At 73.7% G+C, this 16,061-nt stretch carries 17 protein-coding genes; 12 read left to right on the top strand and 5 right to left on the bottom strand.

Annotation, left to right across the window (positions count from 1 at the left end):
- Position 1 precedes the first annotated feature (1 nt).
- The 6 genes from AC1UE5_RS04860 to AC1UE5_RS04835 all read left to right on the top strand — a co-directional run bounded on the left by AC1UE5_RS04860 (position 2) and on the right by AC1UE5_RS04835 (position 4,974).
- Positions 2 to 187, top strand: coding sequence for a hypothetical protein (locus AC1UE5_RS04860; protein WP_482920949.1), 186 nt, complete (start codon positions 2 to 4; stop codon positions 185 to 187).
- Positions 180 to 2,144 carry an amino acid permease gene (locus tag AC1UE5_RS04855; protein WP_482920948.1) on the top strand — a complete coding sequence of 655 codons (1,965 nt, stop codon included), beginning with the start codon at positions 180 to 182 and terminating at the stop codon, positions 2,142 to 2,144. Before AC1UE5_RS04860 ends, AC1UE5_RS04855 begins: the two co-directional genes overlap by 8 nt.
- Positions 2,145 to 2,155: 11 nt before the next feature.
- Positions 2,156 to 2,581 carry a potassium channel family protein gene (locus AC1UE5_RS04850; RefSeq protein WP_482920947.1) on the top strand — a complete coding sequence of 142 codons (426 nt, stop codon included), beginning with the start codon at positions 2,156 to 2,158 and terminating at the stop codon, positions 2,579 to 2,581.
- Positions 2,582 to 3,265 (top strand): potassium channel family protein, encoded by a 684-nt coding sequence (locus AC1UE5_RS04845; protein ID WP_482920946.1) that lies wholly within the window; start codon positions 2,582 to 2,584, stop codon positions 3,263 to 3,265.
- 12 nt (positions 3,266 to 3,277) lie between these two features.
- The gene (locus tag AC1UE5_RS04840) at positions 3,278 to 4,438 is read left to right on the top strand and encodes an NAD(P)/FAD-dependent oxidoreductase (RefSeq protein ID WP_482920945.1); all 1,161 of its coding nucleotides are present in this window, start codon (positions 3,278 to 3,280) and stop codon (positions 4,436 to 4,438) included.
- A gap of 86 nt (positions 4,439 to 4,524) precedes the next feature.
- Positions 4,525 to 4,974: a chemotaxis protein CheW gene (locus AC1UE5_RS04835; protein WP_482920944.1), complete on the top strand. Its 450-nt coding sequence runs from the start codon at positions 4,525 to 4,527 to the stop codon at positions 4,972 to 4,974.
- Here the strand turns inward: AC1UE5_RS04835 and AC1UE5_RS04830 are convergent.
- Positions 4,971 to 5,792, bottom strand: coding sequence for a hypothetical protein (locus AC1UE5_RS04830; RefSeq protein WP_482920943.1), 822 nt, complete (start codon positions 5,790 to 5,792; stop codon positions 4,971 to 4,973). The genes AC1UE5_RS04835 and AC1UE5_RS04830 overlap by 4 nt on opposite strands.
- 57 nt (positions 5,793 to 5,849) lie before the next feature.
- Between AC1UE5_RS04830 and AC1UE5_RS04825 the strand changes: the two genes are divergently transcribed.
- On the top strand, positions 5,850 to 6,254 hold the full coding sequence (locus tag AC1UE5_RS04825; RefSeq protein ID WP_482920942.1) for an RNA-binding S4 domain-containing protein: 405 nt from the start codon (positions 5,850 to 5,852) through the stop codon (positions 6,252 to 6,254).
- An 86-nt stretch (positions 6,255 to 6,340) separates the two neighbouring features.
- Complete coding sequence (locus AC1UE5_RS04820) at positions 6,341 to 8,548, top strand: methyl-accepting chemotaxis protein (protein ID WP_482920941.1); 2,208 nt, start codon at positions 6,341 to 6,343, stop codon at positions 8,546 to 8,548.
- A 5-nt stretch (positions 8,549 to 8,553) separates the two neighbouring features.
- Here AC1UE5_RS04820 and AC1UE5_RS04815 read toward each other — a convergent pair whose 3' ends face one another.
- Genes AC1UE5_RS04815 through AC1UE5_RS04805 form a run of 3 tightly spaced genes read right to left on the bottom strand, consistent with a single transcriptional unit; the run spans position 8,554 to position 10,670 of the window.
- Entirely contained in the window at positions 8,554 to 8,973 is a 420-nt protein-coding gene (locus tag AC1UE5_RS04815; protein WP_482920940.1) for a hypothetical protein, read from the bottom strand.
- Positions 8,970 to 10,355: an MFS transporter gene (locus AC1UE5_RS04810; RefSeq protein ID WP_482920939.1), complete on the bottom strand. Its 1,386-nt coding sequence runs from the start codon at positions 10,353 to 10,355 to the stop codon at positions 8,970 to 8,972. The genes AC1UE5_RS04815 and AC1UE5_RS04810 overlap by 4 nt, the downstream gene beginning before the upstream one ends.
- A gap of 36 nt (positions 10,356 to 10,391) precedes the next feature.
- Positions 10,392 to 10,670 (bottom strand): GlsB/YeaQ/YmgE family stress response membrane protein, encoded by a 279-nt coding sequence (locus AC1UE5_RS04805; protein WP_482920938.1) that lies wholly within the window; start codon positions 10,668 to 10,670, stop codon positions 10,392 to 10,394.
- Between the two features lie 91 nt (positions 10,671 to 10,761).
- On the opposite strand from AC1UE5_RS04805, the gene AC1UE5_RS04800 reads away from it, so the two are divergent.
- From AC1UE5_RS04800 to AC1UE5_RS04785, 4 genes are read left to right on the top strand one after another with little or no spacing between them, the layout of a single operon-like run.
- Complete coding sequence (locus tag AC1UE5_RS04800) at positions 10,762 to 11,145, top strand: DoxX family protein (RefSeq protein WP_482920937.1); 384 nt, start codon at positions 10,762 to 10,764, stop codon at positions 11,143 to 11,145.
- Positions 11,142 to 12,386 carry an acyl-CoA dehydrogenase family protein gene (locus AC1UE5_RS04795; RefSeq protein WP_482920936.1) on the top strand — a complete coding sequence of 415 codons (1,245 nt, stop codon included), beginning with the start codon at positions 11,142 to 11,144 and terminating at the stop codon, positions 12,384 to 12,386. Before AC1UE5_RS04800 ends, AC1UE5_RS04795 begins: the two co-directional genes overlap by 4 nt.
- 2 nt (positions 12,387 to 12,388) lie before the next feature.
- The gene (locus tag AC1UE5_RS04790) at positions 12,389 to 13,579 is read left to right on the top strand and encodes an esterase/lipase family protein (RefSeq protein WP_482920935.1); all 1,191 of its coding nucleotides are present in this window, start codon (positions 12,389 to 12,391) and stop codon (positions 13,577 to 13,579) included.
- A gap of 42 nt (positions 13,580 to 13,621) precedes the next feature.
- The gene (locus AC1UE5_RS04785; protein WP_482920934.1) at positions 13,622 to 15,352 is read left to right on the top strand and encodes an NHL repeat-containing protein; all 1,731 of its coding nucleotides are present in this window, start codon (positions 13,622 to 13,624) and stop codon (positions 15,350 to 15,352) included.
- Here the strand turns inward: AC1UE5_RS04785 and AC1UE5_RS04780 are convergent.
- Positions 15,342 to 16,061 (bottom strand): N5-glutamine methyltransferase family protein, encoded by a 720-nt coding sequence (locus tag AC1UE5_RS04780; RefSeq protein ID WP_482920933.1) that lies wholly within the window; start codon positions 16,059 to 16,061, stop codon positions 15,342 to 15,344. The genes AC1UE5_RS04785 and AC1UE5_RS04780 overlap by 11 nt on opposite strands.

Raw genomic sequence — 16,061 nt, 5'->3', positions numbered from 1 at the left:
AATGCGTGCCTACCGCGGCGCCAGCCTGCTCCTGTCCGTCCTCACCACGCTCGTCGGCGTGGCCATGCTCGCGTCGACGCTCGCCCGCGGCGGCGGGCCGCTGGCGATCGGCGTCATCCTCGGCGTCCTCATCACCGCGTTCGGCGCGCTGCGGACCTACCTCAACGTGAAGGCGACCGGTGGCTGAGCGCGACGGGACCCGGATGATGCGGCGGAGCCTCGGCTCGCCGGTCCTGTTCGCGGTGGTCTACACGAGCATCGCGGGCGCGATCTACTTCACGCTCGGCGTCGTCGCGGAGAACGCGCTCGGCCTGACGCCGGTCGTCTTCCTCGTCGCGGGCCTGTTCTTCCTGCTCGCGGTGATGACGTACGTCGAGGGCGCCTCGCTGCACCAGGAGCGCGCCGGCTCGACCGTCTTCGCCCGCTACGCGTTCAACGAGCTGTGGTCGTTCGTCGCGGCGTGGGCGGTGCTGCTCGACTTCCTGATCCTGATCGCGGTCTGCGCGTTCATGACGACCGACTACTTCGCGGTCCTGTGGGACGTGACGGACTCGGGGATCGGCGAGACGGCGTTCATGCTCGGCGTCGTCGCGTACGTGGCGGTGCGCAACGTGCTCGGCTTCTCGCCGCAGCGGGCCAAGCGCATCCTGCTGCTGGTGATCGCCGACATCGCGGTGCAGGCGCTCATCATCGTCGTCGGGTTCGTCACCGTCCTGGACTTCACGCTGCTGGGCGACCAGATCGAGCTGGGGGACACGCCGTCGTGGACCGACTTCGTCTTCGCGCTCACGCTCGCGACCGTCGCGTTCACGTCGCTGGAGTCGGCGTCCGGCCTGGCGGGCGAGGTGGCGGTCGGGCGGCGCGGCCTCAAGCGGCTGGTGACGAGCGTCGGCGCCGCGGTGCTCGTCGTCTACACGGGCATCGCGCTCGTGGCGCTCAGCGCGCTGCCGGTGGTCGACGGGCAGACCGAGCTGGGGACGACCTACCTGGAGCGCCCGCTCGCGGGGGTGGCCGCGCAGCTCGAGCCGGCGTGGCTGGCCGACTCGCTGCCGTACGTCGTCGCCGTGCTCGCCGTGCTGACGCTGATCGCGGCGGCGCAGTCGGCGATGCTCGGCCTCAGCCGGCTGGCCTACTCGCTGGCGACCAACCGCCAGATCCCGTCCGCCGTGGGCCGGCTGCATCCCACGCGCGCGACGCCGTACGTGGTGATCGTGCTCGCCGCGGTGCTGGCCGCCGCGCTGACGCTGAGCAAGGACATCGAGTTCCTCGCCTCGATCTACGCGTTCGGCGCGATGCTCGCGTTCACGATCGCGCACGCGGCGATCATCCGCTCGCGCTACAAGGAGCCGAACCGGCCGCGCCCGTACAAGATGCCGCTGAACGTCCAGTTCCGCGGCGGGGAGCTGCCCATCCCGGCGGTCGTCGGCGCGCTGTCGTCGGCGTTCGCGTTCCTCACGGTGCTGGTCCTCCACGAGGGCGCCCGCTACGTCGGCCTCGGCTGGATGGCGGCCGGGCTGCTCCTGTACGTCGTCTACCGCAAGACCGAGGAGAAGCCGCTCACCAAGCGCGTCACGGTGCCGCAGGGCGCGCTCCAGCACCGCGAGCGCCACGACGCCGAGTACGGGTCGATCCTCGTGCCGCTGCGCGGGGACGAGCTGGACGACGACATCGTCCAGACCGCCGGGCGGCTCGCGTCCGAGGAGATGGTCGACGAGGCCGAGGCCGAGGGCGCCGTGATCGAGGCGCTGTGGATCTTCGAGGTGCCGATGGCGCTGCCGATCGACGCGCGGCTCCCCGACGCCCAGCGGGAGCAGGCCCGCGCGGCGTTGCGGCGCGCGAAGGCGGTGGGGGAGGAGTACGAGGGCGTCGAGGTCGCGACGGCCACCGTCCGCGCCCGTCGCGCGGGTCAGGCGATCGTCGAGGAGGCCAAGCGGCGCGGCGTCGAGGCGATCGTCCTGGCGGCCGAGCCACCGTCCAAGGTCCGCGGCGGCGCGCTGCTCGGCGGGCTCGGCGGCGGGCGCAACGAGGCGTTCGTCGGGGACGTCACGAAGTACGTCGTCACCAAGGCGCCGTGCAGGGTGATCATCACCGCCCCGCCTGAGCAGGACGCTGCGGCGCGCCGCGCCCCCGCGGCGGCTCAGTAGCATCGGCCCCCGTGTTCGTTCTGATCGTCGGTGCGGGCCGGGTCGGCTCCACCGTGGCAAAGACGGCGCTGGCCTCCGGCCACGAGGTGTCGGTCCTCGACGAGGACCCGCTCAGCCACGAGCGCCTCGACGCCAACCAGCCCACCTCCTGGGAGGACGCCGGCGGCCGCTTCACGGTCGGGACGGCGCTCGAGGTCGACGCCCTGCTCGAGGCCGGGATCGAGGAGGCCGACGTGTTCGTCGCCTCCACCAACGGCGACAACACCAACCTGGTGATCGCGCAGATCGCGCAGAAGCGCTTCAAGGTCGACCGCGTCATCGCGCGCGTGCTCGATCCCGCGCGTGCCGCGTGGTACTCCGAGCAGGGCCTGGAGACGATCTGCCCGACGCAGTTCGCCATCAACGAGTTCGAGCGGGTGCTCGGGGTGGGCGCCTAGATGTACGTGGTCATCTGCGGCGGCGGCAAGGTCGGCTGGAACCTCGCGCGCGAGCTCATCGAGAAGGACAACGAGGTCACGCTCATCGAGCAGGACCGGCGGCGCTACCTGATCATCGAGGAGGAGCTCGAGCACGCCGTGCAGTACGGCGACGCCACCGAGCTGTGGATCCTCGAGCGGGCGGGCATCCAGCGCGCGGACCTGGTCATCGCGGTCACCGGCGACGACGAGGACAACATCCTCATCTGCCAGATCGCCAAGGAGAAGTACCTCTGCGAGCGGACGATCTCGCGCGTCAACAACCCCCGCAACCTGCAGCACTTCGAGCTGCTGGGCATCCAGCCCGCGGTGAGCGCGACCGACCTCATCCTGCGCCTGATCGAGCACGAGGTGCCGCAGTACGGCCTCGTCCACCTGCTCGACCTGCCCGCCGAGCGGCTGGAGATCATCGAGATCTCGGTCACCGAGGGCGCGCCGGCCGCGGGCAAGGCCGTGGCGGACATCTCGATGCCGGACGGCGCGCTGATCATCTCGGTGCTGCCCGAGGGCGGCGGCGGCTTCGTGCCGAAGGCCGACACGGTCATCAACGCGGGCGACGAGGTGCTCCTCGTCCTCGACCCGGGCCTGGAGAGCGCGATCACCGAGCAGTTCGCGCCCAACGGCACGGGTCCCGCGGCGTACTAGGGAGGCGGGCGGATGGCGGATCGTGCGGTCGACGTCCTGCTGATCGGAGGCGGCGCCGCGTCCGCTGCGTCCGCGAAGGAGCTGCGCGCGCAGGGGTTCACCGGCAGCGTGCTGCTCGTCGGGCGCGAGCTCGACCCGCCGTACGAGCGGCCGCCGATCTCCAAGTCGTACCTGCTGGGGAAGTCGGCCAAGGAGGACGCGTTCCTCGAGCTGCCCGGCGACGTCGAGGTGCTGACGCGGACGAGCGTCATGAAGCTCGACACCGACGCGCGCGAGGCGACGCTGTCGACCAAGGAGACCGTCGCGTACGGGCACGCGCTGGTCGCGACCGGCGCGAACGTGCGGCGGCTCCCCATCGAGGGCACCGACCTGGAGGGCATCCACTACCTGCGCGCGCTGCGCAACGCGGACGCGCTCCGGGCGGACGTGGACGGCATCGACCGCGTCGGCATCGTCGGCGGCTCGTTCGTCGCCTGCGAGGTGGCGGCCTCGCTGTCGACGCTCGGGCTCCCGGCCACGATGGTCTTCCCCGAGGCGGCGCCGATGGCGAACGCGCTGGGGGAGCAGGTCGGCGGCTGGGTCCGCGGGCTGCTGGAGTCCCACGGCGTCGAGGTCGTGCCCGGCGAGCAGGTGGAGAAGCTGCTGGGAGAGGGCGAGGACGTCGAGCAGCTGGTCTGCGCGTCCGGCCGCGTCGTCGAGTGCCAGGCGGTGCTGATCGGCGTCGGCGCGGTGCCGGACGTGATGCTCGCGCGCAGCGCAGGACTGGAGCTCGGACCGCTGGGCGGCGTCAAGTGCTCGGCGACGCTGGAGACGAGCGCGCCGGGCGTGTACGCGGCGGGCGACGTGTGCGAGTACGACAGCGTGCTCCACGGCGAGCCGCGGCGGATCGAGCACTTCGAGGTCGCGGTGGCCCAGGGCAAGTGCGCGGCGCGCAACATCCTCGGTGCCGGCGAGGACTTCCGCGAGGTGCCGTACTTCTGGTCGGACCTGTCGGACTGGGCGACCCTGGAGTGCGTCGGCGCGCCGTCCGGGTGGGACGCCGAGGAGGTCGGCGGCTCGTTCGAGAGCGGCGAGTGGAGCGTCACCTACCGGCGCGGCGGCAAGGTCGTTGGCGCGGCGACGGTCGGTCGCCCGTCCGCGCTCGACGACGCGAGCGCCGAGCTGACGGCCTAAGCGTCCAGGGCGGCTGCGCCGGGGCCGCCGAGCTGCCGAGAACACGAGGAGTCCTCGACCCTTGGCCCATCAGGAGGGCGCCCCTCATGTCCAGCAGCTCCAGCAGCCCCGAGTCCACCCAGCAGCTCGTCGTCTTCGCCCTCGGCACCGAGGAGTACGCCCTGCCGATCCAGCAGGTGCAGGAGATCATCCGCTACGCCGAGCCGCGCGCGGTCGCGTCCGACGAGCCGTGGGTCCGCGGCGTCATCTCGCTCCGCGGCAAGATCATCCCCGTCTTCGACCTGGGCCTGCGCATCGGCCTGCACGTCGAGGCCGGCGAGGACCAGAAGATCGTCATCGTCGAGTCCGACGGCGAGACCGCCGGCGTGATCGTCGACGAGGTCGAGGAGGTCCTCACCGTCGAGGCCTCGCAGCTCGACGAGATGCCCGGGACCAGCGGTGACGGCATCCAGGCCATCGCCAAGATCGAGGACCGCCTCGTGGTGCTCCTCGACCCGGCCAGCCTGCTCGGCGTCGTCGAGCCGGCCTACGCCTAGCGCGTCTCGCAGTCCCCGGACTCCGGCGTCTCGGGGACGGTGAGCTGCGCCAGCCGCGCGGCCAGCGGCGCCTGCCCGGCAGGTGCGCGGGCCGCGCGGCGGCGCCGCAGGTCGTAGCGCCGCACGACCTGCCGGCCCGCGCTGCACCCCGCGTCGACCCGGCGCGCGTACCAGAGCCCGTTCGCCTCGGCCGTCAGGCCGCCGAACCCGGCCGCGGTGCCCTCCCCGATCGTCCGCTGGTCGACCCACGCCGTCCGCCGGCGCCCCTCCAGCTCGACCAGCGCGACCCCGGTCGCCTCGGTGCCGTCGTCCCGGTCGAACGCCCCCGCGTAGGCCAGCGTCCCGCTCGGCGCGAGCTCCACGTCCTCCGGCGCGCCGATGTCGACACGCCGCGCCCGCCCGTTGTCGACGGGCGCCACGTACGTCGCGCTGCCGCGCACGAACGCGATCCGCTCCCGCCAGATCGTGGGGGAGTGCTCGGACACACCGCGCCGGGACGCCACGTCCAGCCGCAGCTCCTTCGCGCCGCGCCGGGCCAGGTCGAGCAGGTACACGTCGCACGACGGGCGGCAGCGCGTGTAGACGGCGACCGTCCTGCCGGTCGGGCCGGGCCCGAGGTCCAGCTCCGTGACCGGATCGATGTCGATCCGCCGCGTGCGCCCGTCCGCGCGGACCGCCAGGCCGTCGTCGTCGTCGATCCAGGCCGTCGTCCCGCCGTACGACGCGATCGTGATCGCGGTGTCGTCGGGGAGCGGCGCCGCGAGGGCCGTCGCCGGGACGGCAGCGGCGGCGAGCGTGGCGAGGGCGGCAGCGAGCATGCGGCCAACCCTCTCCGACGGCGGCCCCGCAGGCAACCGCCTGCCACCCTGTGGGGGATGGAGCCGTCCACGACCCCCGTCCGGATCGACAAGTGGCTGTGGGCCGCGCGGTTCTTCAAGAACCGCACGCTGGCAGCTGAGGCGGTCAAGGGCGGCAAGGTCGAGGTCAACGGCCAGCGGGTGAAGGCGTCGAAGGACGTCAAGCCGGGCGACGAGCTCGTGGTGACCATCGGCGTCGTGCGGCGCGAGATCGTGGTGGACGGGACGCTCGACCGGCGCGGCCCCGCGTCGCTCGCGCAGCAGCTCTACACCGAGACGCCCGAGTCGATCGCGCGGCGCGAGGAGCAGGCGCTCCAGCGCAGGATGGCGCCGCCGCTGGGCGCGGACATGGGCATGCGGCCCACCAAGCGCGACCGCCGGCGCCTCGAGGCGACGCCCGGCGCGCGCAAGTCGCGCCGCTGACGCGCGGGACCCGCGGCCCTCCGGGCATCGGCCATGTGTCCAGGGATGTGCGGAACGTGGCGGGACTGCCGAGTTCCACTTCTGCCATGAGACTCGCCATCACGTCCGTCCGCACCCGGCTGCTGCTGCTCCTGCTCCCGCCCGTCGCGCTCGCGATCGTGGCGCTGACCGTCTACGCGGTCACCACCGCCACGTCCCGCGAGAAGGAGGCGGCCTACGACGCCGTCGGCGCGCAAGCCGGGCAGGAGGCCGGCCGCGTCGACAGCCTCATCACCGGCAAGCTCGCCGCGGCCAACGCCACAGCGAGCACGCTCGAGGGCTACCGCGGCCGCGATCGCGCCGCGATCTGGCCGATGCTCCGCCAGATCCTCGACGGCGAGCGGGACGCGCTCGGCCTCTGGGCGATCTACCGCCCGAACGCCTTCGACGGCGCCGACGCGGCGTACGCCGGCACGCCCGGCAGCGACAGCAACGGCGTGATCTCGCCCTACTGGACGCGTGACGCGCAGGGCAAGCTCAACCTGGACACCGTCGAGGTGACGCCCGAGACGGACGAGGTCGAGTACTGGTGGGGCTCCTTCAAGTCGGGGAAGCTGTGGGTCACCGAGCCGTACGTCTACGACGGCGTGCTCATGACGAGCTACTCGGCGCCGATCATGCGCGACGGCAAGCCGATCGGCGTCACCGGCTTCGACAGCGCGCTCGACGCCCTCGACGCCTCCACCCGGAAGGTCAAGGCGCTCGACAGCGGCTACGCGATGCTCGTGTCGCGCAAGGGCACGTTCATCTCCGCGCCGGACAAGGCGCAGCTCGGCAAGACGCTCCCGGCGCTGGCCGAGCGCAAGCACGACGACGCGCTGAAGGGCGCCGCGCGCGACATCGCGGCCGGGCGCGCCGGTCGCGTCGAGACGACCGACCCGTTCACCGGCAAGGACGTCGTGCTCTTCTGGTCGCCGGTGAAGACCGGCGGGTGGTCGATGCTCGTGTCGGTGCCGACCGAGGAGATCCTCGCGCCGGTCCACCGGCTGCGGACGCGGCTGCTCGTGATCGGCGTGGCGCTCCTGCTCGTCGTGGCCGCCGCGATCTTCTTCGTCGCGCGCCGGCTCAGCCGCCCGATCACCGCCGTCACCGAGGCCGCCGAGAAGGTCGCCGAGGGCGAGCTCGACGTGGACGTCGAGGTCGGCGGCCGCGACGAGATCGGCCGCCTGGCCGCCGCGTTCGGGCGCAACGTGGACTACCTGCGCGAGAAGGCCGACGCCGCCGAGCGCGTCGCCGCCGGGGACCTCACCGTGGAGGTGGAGCCGCGCTCGCAGCGCGACGTCCTCGGCGTCGCGTTCCGCAAGCTCGTCGCGGACCTGCGCGGCATCGTCGGCCAGGTCACGTCGACCGCCCACGGCGTCAGCCACGCGTCCCAGCAGATGGCCGCGACGTCCGATGAGGCGGGCAAGGCGGTCGGCGAGATCGCGCAGGCGATCGGGCACGTCGCGCAGGGCGCCCAGCACCAGGTCGAGCAGGTGGAGGCGGTCCGCGAGGCGGCCGTCCGCGCCGCCGAGTCCGCGCGCGAGAGCGCGCTGCAGGCCGACGACGCCGCCGGCACCGCCGAGGAGGCGCGCCGGCTCGCCGAGGACGGCCTGGCGGCCGCGGACGAGGCGTCGACCGCGATGCGCGCGCTCGCCGACTCGAGCCGTGAGGTGACCGACTCGATCCGCCACCTGTCCGCGCGCTCGGACCGCATCGGCGGCATCGTCGCGACGATCACCGGCATCGCCGAGCAGACGAACCTGCTCGCGCTCAACGCGGCGATCGAGGCGGCACGTGCGGGTGAGCAGGGCCGCGGGTTCGCGGTCGTCGCCGAGGAGGTCCGCAAGCTGGCCGAGGAGTCGCAGGCGGCCGCCGCCGAGATCACCGGGCTGATCGCCGAGATGCAGGGCGAGACGCGCCGCGCGGTCGGCCTCGTCGAGGCGGCCGGCGACCGCACCGACGGCGGCACCGCCACGGTGGATCGGGCCCGCGACTCGTTCAGCGCGATCGGCGCCGCGGTCGACGAGGTCACGCAGCGCGCGGGCGCGATCGCCGACGCGGTCCGCCGGCTGGCGGCCGAGTCGGAGCGGATGGCCGGCGAGGTGGCGGCAGTGGCGCAGGTGGCCGAGTCGTCGAGCGCGTCGACCGAGCACGTCTCGGCCTCGACCGAGGAGACGAGCGCCTCGACGCAGGAGATCGCCGCGTCGGCCCAGGAGCTGTCGTCGACCGCCGAGGAGCTCGAGCGGCTCGTGGGGACGTTCCGCCTGGACTGAGGCGGTTAGAGCCCTTCGCCGAACAGGCGGTCGAGGATCGCGTCCACCGGGAGCACCCCGATCGCCTGGTCGAGCAGGAAGGCGGTGGAGTCGTCGACGCGGCCGGCGTCCTGCTCCTCCTTCAGCGCCTCGCGCAGGCCGGTGCGGAAGGACTCGTTGCGGCGGTCGTCGTCGATGCCGAGCTCCTCCTGACCGGCGAGGGCGAGCAGGAGCCGCTCCCGCGAGACGTCGAGGTCGCAGGCCGAGCCGGCCAGTGCGTTGAGGCCGACGCGCTCCAGCGTGCCGGTGAGGCCCTCGGCCTGCGACTCGACCTGGATGCGGCAGGGGTCGGGCGGGGAGGAGGGCTCGTAGTCGCCACCGCCGGCGGCGAGGTAGACGGCGACGAGCGCGAGCGACGCGATGGCGGCGGCGAGGATCGCCTTCATGCGGCGACCTCCGTCCGGGCGGGGCCGGGCCTGCGCGTGCCCGCGGGCAGCAGCAGCGGGACCAGCGCGCACAGCGACAGCGCGGCCGCGATCAGGAACGAGCGCTCGAACGCGGTCGTCGCCGCGCGGTCCAGCTCGTCCTCGACGTCGGCCTCCAGCTCCTCGAGCCGCACGCGTTCGCCGTCCTGGCCCTCGATGTCCGCGAACGCCGGGCCGACCTCCGGCACCTCGCCCTCCGCGCGATCCAGCTCCTCCGCGAGCCGCAGGCCGACGTCGATCTTCGTGCGCGGGTCGAGCGGCGAGTCGAGGATCTGCGCGAGCACCGCCTCGGTGGCGCGCTGCTCCTGCGTCTCCAGGTCGGCGGTGAACATCGGCGTCAGCAGCGCGAGCGCGGCGACGACACCGACGTGGCGCGCCGTGAGCGTCCACCCGCCGTGGAGCACGAGCGGCGAGCGGCCGTGCAGCGCGGCCTCGGTCAGCGGGCCGAGCGCGAGGCCGAGGCCCAGGCCGATCAGGATCTGCGGCACGACCGTCCAGGCGACGCTCGCGGCCGGCATCAGCCCCAGCGCCGCGAGCCCGCCCGCGGTGAGCACGGCCCCGGCGCCGCCGCGCGTCCGGACGTCGCCGCCGCGGATGCGCGCGCTGGCCAGCGTCGCGACGGGCATCACGGACACGGCGAGCGCTGCCGTCAGCGGCGACAGGCGCCAGCCCGCCACGAGCAGCAGCACGAGGAGGAAGAGGGCGGCGGTCAGCCCGGCGCCGAGGAAGCCGGTGGCGACGAGGTGCCGGACGTCCGGGCGGCGTTCCCCGGGCGGCTCGGGCAGCGGCGTGAGCGTCGCGGGCACCGCGAGGAGGCACACGAGCGTCAGCGGCACCTGGACGACGAAGATCGACTGCCACGCGAGCGTCTCGGTCAGCAGGCCGCCGAGCGCGGGCCCGACGGCCGCGCCCAGCGCGCCCGCCGCGCCCCACAGCGCGGCGCCGCGGGCCCGGCTCCCCGTCGCGGCCTCCAGGAGCACGAGCGCCGCGCACGCGACCGCCGCGCCGCCGAGGCCCTGCAGGCACCGCGCGGCGATCAGCACCGGCAGCGACGGCGCCAGCGCGCACAGCAGCGACGCGGCGGCGAACACGCCGAGCCCCGCCCGCGCGACCCACGCCGCCTGGTGCCCGCCGCCCGGCCGCGCGCGCAGGACGAGCAGCGCGGCCGGCAGCGCGGCGATCGCGAGGACGAGGTTGTAGGCCGTCAGGACCCACGAGACGTCGCTGGGCGTCGAGTCGAACTCGACGAAGACGTCGGGCAGGGCGAGGGTGACGACCGACGAGTCGGCCAGGACCAGCCCGACGGCGAGAGCGAGGAGCGCGGCGCGCGGCACGCGCCGCATCCTGGCAGGCGCCGCGCCCCTCCGAGGTACGGCTGGCTACACGTGTGCCGCCCTGCCGCGGTGGTGCTCACCCGGCTTGGCGATCTTGCGGTACAGCCAGAGCAGCAGGACGACGCCGATCACCGCCCCGATGATCCCGCCGAGATCGAACTTGTCGCTGTCGCCGATCCCGATGGCGGCGAACAGGTAGAAGCCGACGAGCGCGCCGGCGAGGCCGAGCAACGTCGTCGCGATGAAGCCCATCGGGTCCGGGCCGGGCATCAGAAGGCGGCCGAGGAAGCCGGCGACGATGCCGAGGATGATCGCTCCAATCATGGGGTCGGCTTACCCATGCCGGGCGTCCCTCGGACCACCGCCGGCGCGCCGATCGAACCTCGACATCGGCCCGTGTAACCTTGCGCGCCACATGATCCGCAAGCTCGCGGGCCCGCTGTTCATCCTGACCGGCGTCCTGCACTTCCTCATCCCGCGCACGTACGAGTCGATCATGCCGCCGTACCTGCCGGCCCACCGCGAGCTCGTGTACGCGAGCGGCGTGGCCGAGGCGGTCGGCGGGGCGGCGCTGCTGTCGTCGTCGCCGCGCGTGCGGGAGCTTGCCAAGTGGTGGCTCTACGGCGTCCTCGTCGCCGTCTTCCCGGCCAACGTCCACATGGCGGTCAACCCCGACCAGTACCGGCGCGTCCCCGGTTCGCCGTGGACGCTCTACGCCCGTCTTCCGTGCCAGCTCCTCTTCGCCGCGTGGGTCCGCGCGGCGGCCCGTCCCTCTTCCGACCAGGAACGCCGTCCATGAGCACCGACACCACGCCCGCCGCCGACGCGGCCCTCTTCTCGCTCCAGCTCAACCAGGACCAGAAGGACATCCGCGACTGGGTCCACGGCTTCGCGGAGGGCGTCGTGCGCCCGGCGGCCGAGGAGTGGGACGAGCGAGAGCAGACGCCGTGGCCGATCATCCAGGAGGCCGCGAAGATCGGCCTCTACGGGTTCGAGGCGATCCAGCAGTTCTTCGCCGACCCAACCGGCCTGACGTTCCCGATCGTCAACGAGGAGCTCTTCTGGGGCGATGCGGGCATCGGCATGGCGATCATGGGCACGACGCTCGGGGTCGCGGGCATCGCCGGCTCCGGCACGCCCGAGCAGATGATGGAGTGGATCCCGCAGTGCTTCGGCACGGCCGACGACCCGCAGGTCGCGGCGTTCTGCGTGTCCGAGCCGGACGCGGGCTCCGACGTCAGCTCGCTGCGCACGTTCGCCAAGTACGACGAGGCCAAGGACGAGTGGGTCCTCAACGGCCAGAAGGCGTGGGCCACCAACGGCGGCATCGCGAACATCCACGTCGTCGTCGCGTCGGTCGACCGCGAGCTGGGCTCGCGCGGCCAGGCCGCGTTCGTCATCCCGCCGAACACGCCGGGTCTGTCGCAGGGCGCGAAGGTCAAGAAGCACGGCCTGCGCGCGTCGCACACCGCCGAGGTCGTGCTCGACGACTGCCGCATCCCGGGCCGCTGCCTGCTGGGCGGCAAGGAGAAGCTGGACGAGCGCCTGGCCCGCGCGCGCGAGGGCAAGCGCGCGAAGAAGCAGGCGGCGATGTCGACGTTCGAGAGCAGCCGCCCGACCGTCGGCGCCCAGGCCGTCGGCATCGCACGCGCGGCCTACGAGTACGCGCTCGAGTACGCCAAGGAGCGCGTGCAGTTCGGCCGCCCGATCATCGAGAACCAGGCGATCGCCTACACGCTCGCCGACATGAAGATGGAGATCGACGCCGCGCGCCTGCTCGTGTGGCGCGCATCGTGGATGGGGCGCAACGGCGTGCCGTTCGAGAACGCCGAGGGCTCGATGTCCAAGCTCAAGGCGGGCGAGGTCGCGGTGTGGGCGACCGAGCGCGCGATCCAGATCCTCGGCGGCAACGGGTACGCGCGCGAGTACCCGGTGGAGCGCTGGCACCGCGACGCGAAGATCTACACGATCTTCGAGGGCACGTCGGAGATCCAGCGGCTGGTAGTGGCCCGCGCGATCTCGGGTATGCGCATCGTGTGACGATGGCTGACGACCGCACCCGTGCCCTCACCGACCTCGCCGCCGACGGTGCCGGCGGGGTCGCCGGGATGATCCGCGACACCCACCGCGCCATCGCCGAGCGGGCGTTCGGCGCGAGCGGACCGGGCGCGACGCCGGCGCGCGTCGTGCACGACGGCATCGCGGGCCTGGCCTACGCGGCCGTGCGCGCCGGGGTCTCCGGCGCGGTGCGGGTGGGCGGCGCGGTCGCGAGCGCACGGGGCGTCGCGCTGGAGGACACGCCGCGCGGGCGGTTCGTGCTCGGCGCGGTGAACGGCGCGTGGGGCGACCGGCTGGCGGCGGAGCGGTCGCCGCTCGCGATCCCGATGGCCTTCGTCGAGCGCGAGCCGGTGGCGCGGCCGACGCCCCGGCTGGCGGTCTTCGTCCACGGGCTGTGCGAGACCGAGGAGGCGTGGCTGCTGGGGCGCGAGCGCTCCGAGCCGTACGCGGCCCGGTTGGCGGCGGAGCTGGGCTACACGCCGCTGATGCTCCGCTACAACACCGGGCTGCACATCTCGCAGAACGGGCGGGAGCTCGCGGCGCTGCTCGCGTCGACGTACGAGACGTGGCCGGTCGGCGTGGACGAGATCGTGTTCATCGGCCACTCGATGGGCGGCCTGGTGGCGCGGTCGGCGTGCCACTTCGGCTCGGAGGAGGGCGCGCGCTGGGTCGATCGGGTGCGCCACGTGTTCTCGCTCGGCTCGCCGTTCAACGGGGCGGACCTCGAGAAGGCCGCGAACGTCGCGTCGTGGGCGCTGGGGTCGGTGCCGGAGACGCGGGCGCTGGCGGGCGCGCTGAACCGGCGCAGCGCCGGCATCAAGGACCTCCGGTACGGGGCGCTGACCGACGCGTGCTGGGAGGGCCGCGATCCGGACGCGCTGCTGGAGGACAACCGGTGCGAGGTGCCGTGGCTCGAGCACGCGCAGCACACGTTCATCGCTGCGCACCTGTTCCGCGACGCCGAGCACCCGCTGGGCCGGGTCGCGGGCGACCTGCTCGTGCGCCGCCCGAGCGCGTGGGCGGGCGGGCTGCACGGCGCGGAGCGGGAGGAGTTCCTCCTCGACGCGTCGCACTCGGTCGGGCCGGCGAACCACCTCACGCTCCTCAACCACCCGGACGTCTACGCCCGCATCCGCGAGCAGCTCGCGGCGGGGCGGCCCCAACTGGCACGGTGACGCTCAAGTTCTGACCGGCGGGCTGCCGATGATGGTCAGGACATGCGCCGACTTCCTTTCGCAACCACTCTCGTCCCGGTCGTCCTCGGGATCCTCGCCACCCCAGCTCCCGCCGCCGTCACAGCCTTCGGCGACGCCGTGGACCAGCAGGGCTACGTCGGCGTCGCGGTCGGCCCGGACGGCAGCGCCTACGTCTACAACGACGTCGACTCGACGATCGAGCGCTACGACCGCTCCGGGGCGCTGGTTGCGTCCTGGGGAGGGCGGTCGGCCACCGGCGTCCCCGGGAAGTTCCACGACCTGATCGGCGTCACCGTCACGCCCGCCGGCACGGTGTGGGCGTCGGAGAACACGGGCGGGCGCCTGCAGCGGTTCGGGGCGAACGGCACGTATGAGGGCGTCCTCAACAACGCCGCGGGACGCGAGCTGGCGAGCAGCGCCACCGGTGCGCTCTACGGCTCGGACTGGACCACGGTCGCGCGGTACGACGCGGCCGGCGTCCTGCAGGGCACGTTCGGCGCGCTGGGTGCGGGCGACGGGGAGTTCGGCACGCTGCGCGACCTCGACGTGGACCGGGCGACCGGCACGGTGTTCACGATCGACGACGACCACGAGCGGGTGCAGGCGTTCGACGCCGACGGGACGTTCCTGCGCAAGTGGGGGTCGCCGGGCACGGGCGCCGGGCAGTTCCGGAACGCCTGGTCGATCGCGGCCGGGCCGGCCGGCGTGTTCGTCGGCGAGTCGGACAACGCGCGCAGCCGCATCCAGCAGTTCACCGCCGACGGCACGCTGCTCGGCGAGCTGGCGATCGGCGACCTCGGCGTGCAGCCGAACGTGAGCGACCTCGCGCTGGACGGCGATCAGCTCGTCGTGGTCGGCGGGCATCAGCAGGCGTACCGGATCGACATCGGCAAGCCGCTGGCCCGCATCGCGCCGCTCCAGATCACGCCCTGGGCGGGGAACACGGTGCAGCTCGACGCAAGCCGCTCCCTGCTTCCGTTCGGCGACGACGGCGCGCTGCGGTACACCTGGGACCTCGACGGCGACGGCACGTTCGAGACGGACACCGGCGCCACGCCGAACGCGACGCACACGGTCCGCGGGGGCGACAACGTCGTCCGCGTGAGGGTCACGCACGGGGCGGACAGCGACGTGGCCACGATGACCTTCACGGCAGGCACCGTGATCGTCGGCGGTCCCGGGCCCGCGCCGGGCCCCGGCGGCCCGACGCCTCCCGCAGGCCCGGTCGGCGTGACCGTCAACGACGGCGCGCAGTACACCAACGACCCGAGCGTGACGGTCGACCTCGTCTGGCCGCTCGGCGCGAGCACGCTGCTGGTCGCCAACGACGGCGGCTTCCGCGCCGCGAAGGCGCTCCCGCTGGCCCCGCAGGTCACGTGGACGCTCGCCTCGTCGGGCCCGGAGCGGCTGCCGAAGACCGTCTACGTCCGGTTCGGCGGGGCGCAGACGTTCACCGACGACATCATCCTCGACCAGACGCCGCCCAAGCTCGCGACCGCCAGCTTCTCCGCGGGCCGCGCCAAGGCCAGCGCCGCGGCGAAGCGCAAGGCGAAGTCCCGCACGCTGCGGCTGCGCGCGTCCGACAAGACGTCGGGCGTCAAGCAGGTGGAGCTGGCCGCCTCGCGCGGCGGGAAGGTGCTGCAGCGCGCCGCCTACCGCACGAAGGTGAAGGTCACCAAGAGCGCGGTGAAGTGGGCGCGCGTGACCGACGGGGCGGGGAACCGCTCCGCCTGGCGGCGCATCAGCCGCTGAGCCGGGCCTCGATGCCGCGCACGTCGCCGTCCTCGTCGTGGCGGACGGCGACGTCGCGGTAGCCCGCCGCGGTGAGCGCGGGGGCAAGGGCGGCGGCCTGGTCGCCGCCGATCTCCAGGAGCAGCGCGCCGCCGGCCTTGAGCCAGCGCGTCGCCTGCTCGGCCGCGCGGCGGGCCAGGTCGAGGCCGTCGGCGCCGCCGTCGTAGGCGAGCGTGCGCTCGAACGTGAACGTGTCGCGCTGGAGCAGCGGCAGCTCGGGCGTGGGGACGTACGGGACGACGCCGGCGATCAGGTCGACGCGGCCTCGCAGCTCGGGTGGGACCGGGGTGAGGAGGTCGCCCTCGCGCGCGTCGACGCCGTTGCTGCGCGCGCACGCGACGGCCTTGGCGTCGACGTCGCACGCGAGCACGCGGGCGGCCGGGCGCTCGTCCATGAGCACGCGCGCGATCGCGCCGCTCCCGCAGCAGACGTCGACCGCGACACCGTCCGGCGGGAGCAGCTCGACGGCGCGCAGCGCGAGCGCCTCGGTCTGCCAGCGCGGGACGTAGACGTCCGGGGCGACGCGGATCCAACGGCCGCAGAACGGCGCGGTGCCCGTGATCCACGCGAGCGGCTCGCCGGTCAGCCGGCGCTCCACCATCGCCGCGAGCCGCGCCGCGTCGCCCTCTGCCGCCGCGAGCAGCTCGTCGGCCTCCTCGTCCGCTGCCAC

The organism is Parviterribacter multiflagellatus, from assembly GCF_056863265.1.
Note: the sequence above shows the minus strand (reverse complement) of the source record. Positions and strands in the feature narration are given on the sequence as shown.

Excerpts from the sequence above, each read along its gene's own strand:
- AC1UE5_RS04825 (WP_482920942.1), top strand. The coding sequence starts at position 5,850 with ATGGAGCCGTCCACGACCCCCGTCCGGATCGACAAGTGGCTGTGGGCC.
- AC1UE5_RS04845 (WP_482920946.1), top strand. The coding sequence starts at position 2,582 with ATGTACGTGGTCATCTGCGGCGGCGGCAAGGTCGGCTGGAACCTCGCG.
- AC1UE5_RS04815 (WP_482920940.1), bottom strand. The coding sequence starts at position 8,973 with ATGAAGGCGATCCTCGCCGCCGCCATCGCGTCGCTCGCGCTCGTCGCC.
- AC1UE5_RS04830 (WP_482920943.1), bottom strand. The coding sequence starts at position 5,792 with ATGCTCGCTGCCGCCCTCGCCACGCTCGCCGCCGCTGCCGTCCCGGCG.
- AC1UE5_RS04800 (WP_482920937.1), top strand. The coding sequence starts at position 10,762 with ATGATCCGCAAGCTCGCGGGCCCGCTGTTCATCCTGACCGGCGTCCTG.
- AC1UE5_RS04820 (WP_482920941.1), top strand. The coding sequence starts at position 6,341 with ATGAGACTCGCCATCACGTCCGTCCGCACCCGGCTGCTGCTGCTCCTG.
- AC1UE5_RS04805 (WP_482920938.1), bottom strand. The coding sequence starts at position 10,670 with ATGATTGGAGCGATCATCCTCGGCATCGTCGCCGGCTTCCTCGGCCGC.
- AC1UE5_RS04790 (WP_482920935.1), top strand. The coding sequence starts at position 12,389 with ATGGCTGACGACCGCACCCGTGCCCTCACCGACCTCGCCGCCGACGGT.
- AC1UE5_RS04840 (WP_482920945.1), top strand. The coding sequence starts at position 3,278 with ATGGCGGATCGTGCGGTCGACGTCCTGCTGATCGGAGGCGGCGCCGCG.
- AC1UE5_RS04795 (WP_482920936.1), top strand. The coding sequence starts at position 11,142 with ATGAGCACCGACACCACGCCCGCCGCCGACGCGGCCCTCTTCTCGCTC.
- AC1UE5_RS04785 (WP_482920934.1), top strand. The coding sequence starts at position 13,622 with ATGCGCCGACTTCCTTTCGCAACCACTCTCGTCCCGGTCGTCCTCGGG.
- AC1UE5_RS04835 (WP_482920944.1), top strand. The coding sequence starts at position 4,525 with ATGTCCAGCAGCTCCAGCAGCCCCGAGTCCACCCAGCAGCTCGTCGTC.
- AC1UE5_RS04860 (WP_482920949.1), top strand. The coding sequence starts at position 2 with ATGCGTGCCTACCGCGGCGCCAGCCTGCTCCTGTCCGTCCTCACCACG.
- AC1UE5_RS04810 (WP_482920939.1), bottom strand. The coding sequence starts at position 10,355 with ATGCGGCGCGTGCCGCGCGCCGCGCTCCTCGCTCTCGCCGTCGGGCTG.